Source organism: Endozoicomonas sp. ONNA2, from assembly GCF_024606365.1.
Lineage (GTDB): Bacteria > Pseudomonadota > Gammaproteobacteria > Pseudomonadales > Endozoicomonadaceae > Endozoicomonas.
In genome coordinates, this window is the sequence record NZ_JAHHPO010000282.1 from 1 (window position 1) to 2170 (window position 2170).

Sequence of the window (2170 nt, forward strand, 5' to 3'; positions counted from 1 at the left end):
GAAAAATATTTTGCTCAACCATTTTTCATCCCTGAGGGTGGCGCAAAATATTTTCGCGCGCCATGGGCATTTGTGAAAATAGTCCCAAATAAACATACCGGTATGTGTTGGTTCATCTTTGGTGTTTTAATAATTGCCTGAAAATAAGGTGACTTAAGCGCCGAATCTGATATTTTAACGGACAGCTTCCCGAGCCCAGTGATGGGGCTCATTATTTTTTCAACAAAAGCATCAGGTGTAAGCAACATGAGTACCGGTAGAGTCAGTGCCGTAATACTGGGCATTTCTGTTTTTCTGGGACTTTCCAGTCTGGGGTATTTGTTGGCGAATGCTGCCATTGAGTATAAACAGTATGAGAGAAGCGTCACGGTCAAAGGGTTGTCAGAGGGGGAGTATCAGGCGGACGTGGTGATCTGGCCCATTCAGTTTTCCGCGGCAGATAATGACCTGAAGTCTCTCTATGGCACGATTGAGAACAATATCGACAGAATCAGGGAGTTTCTGGAGAGAAGTGGTATCGCGGCGGAAGACATCAGTCTGATGCCGCCGGATATTACCGATAAATCGGCCAATCAATACGGCAGCACCAGCCGTCCGGAGTTTCGTTATACCGCCCTGCAAACCATCACTGTCTATTCCAGTCAGATTGAAGCGGTGCGTTCAGTGATGGGCATGCTCTCGGACCTTGGCAGGGAAGGCATCGTTTTTACTGGTGGGAATTACGGTTCACAGCCGGAATATCTGTTTACCCGGTTGAATGATGTGAAGCCGGAAATGATTGAGGAAGCGACCCGTAAAGCCCGGGAAGTGGCGGAAAAGTTTGCCTCGGATTCGCAAAGTGAACTGGGCAAAATCAAGCGGGCCTCCCAGGGGCAGTTTTCCATCAGTGACCGTGACCGGAATAACCCGCATATCAAGAGAGTCCGGGTGGTTGCAACGATTGAGTATTATCTCTCCGATTGATGATCGCAGGTTATCTGCTTAAGTCTCTTGAACGATCGATTCATAACTTGGTGGAGAGAGTTCCTGTTGGATACGATCGTTCAATTGATAAAAATCAAGCTGGTTAAATTCAGCGTTGGACGGCGGGTAATTCCTGATGTTGAAATCCATGGTTAAGAGTTCGAGGAGTTGCCGCTTGAATATCAATGAATCACTGTCCAGAATTTGCCTGCAAAATGTTTCCGACGTGATGATTTTTTGTCTCAGTGGATTACCTAAGTTAAAAAACACGCCATTTGATAATTTATGCATGAAAATAGTTAACAGGTTTTCGGCTGTTCCTTCGGGCTTGCCGGGATCCAGATCCGGTCGGCCAAGTAGCTCACGTGCCAACTCGGCGTTATTTAACAATATGGCCTGACCAATAAGGCTTACCGGGATCCTTCCTTCACTCGTTGTACGAAATGATGAATCAGGAGGAAATTCAATATTGAAGGAGTTTTTAAACGGCCCACAGTGTAAAAAATCTATTTTTGTATGGATCCGGGTTCTGGCATCGCTGGCAAGCAATACACTGATTTTACTTCTGTTTTTTGCGCTTACCTGACTGTTTACTAACTCCGTTGGCGTTACAAGTATGCTACGATCAAGATCATAAACGTGATTTGATTGGTTCAGGTCGGTTCCCTGATTGTTCAGTAATACATTCATCGTTTTGGATGTAAAATCAGCAGGCGAATAGTCAACGGGCTTGAAATCCCTTAAGGGAAAATAACTCTCACTCGCCAACAGAGTATCCGGCGATGCCCCAAGGTTAATCAGCAACTGCAACGCTTCATTGTTACCGCGGACTGCCGCCTGGATAGCCGGGTTTTCATTTTTTTTCTTCAAGCAAAGATTAATGGATGATGGATTCTGGTCAATAATGCGACTGATCAGTTGAGTATTATTATGTTTGGCTGCCTGCATTAATGCTATATCCGGCCCTTTAAATTTCAGACACCATTCGTCAAGTTTGCGTTGTCCCCAGGAGCAGCTCCGTGTCCTGGTGCTCTGTTGTTCTGATTGTCCGTTTGCAGTGCCGCTGCGAACCACGCTGTGATTACCAGTAAGCGGTGTGTTGGGTGCTCCAGAGGCTATCATGATGTTGTCTCCATATTTTTTTCATACAGCTTAGGAATTGTCTTTTAATAAGTTCCCGATTTCCGTTCACCCTGAGCTTGTCGAA

At 45.6% G+C, this 2170-nt stretch carries 2 protein-coding genes; one reads left to right on the plus strand and one right to left on the minus strand.

Annotation, left to right across the window (positions count from 1 at the left end):
• Positions 1 to 246 precede the first annotated feature (246 nt).
• A complete protein-coding gene (locus KDK14_RS04950) occupies positions 247 to 963 on the plus strand; it encodes an SIMPL domain-containing protein (protein WP_257263909.1) in 717 nt (238 codons plus the stop codon).
• Positions 964 to 981: 18 nt separating this feature from the next.
• On the opposite strand, the gene KDK14_RS04955 is transcribed toward KDK14_RS04950, so the two are convergent.
• Complete coding sequence (locus KDK14_RS04955) at positions 982 to 2085, minus strand: ankyrin repeat domain-containing protein (protein ID WP_257263910.1); 1104 nt, start codon at positions 2083 to 2085, stop codon at positions 982 to 984.
• Between the last annotated feature and the right edge of the window lie 85 nt (positions 2086 to 2170).

Excerpts from the sequence above, each read along its gene's own strand:
- KDK14_RS04950 (WP_257263909.1), top strand. The coding sequence starts at position 247 with ATGAGTACCGGTAGAGTCAGTGCCGTAATACTGGGCATTTCTGTTTTT.
- KDK14_RS04955 (WP_257263910.1), bottom strand. The coding sequence starts at position 2,085 with ATGATAGCCTCTGGAGCACCCAACACACCGCTTACTGGTAATCACAGC.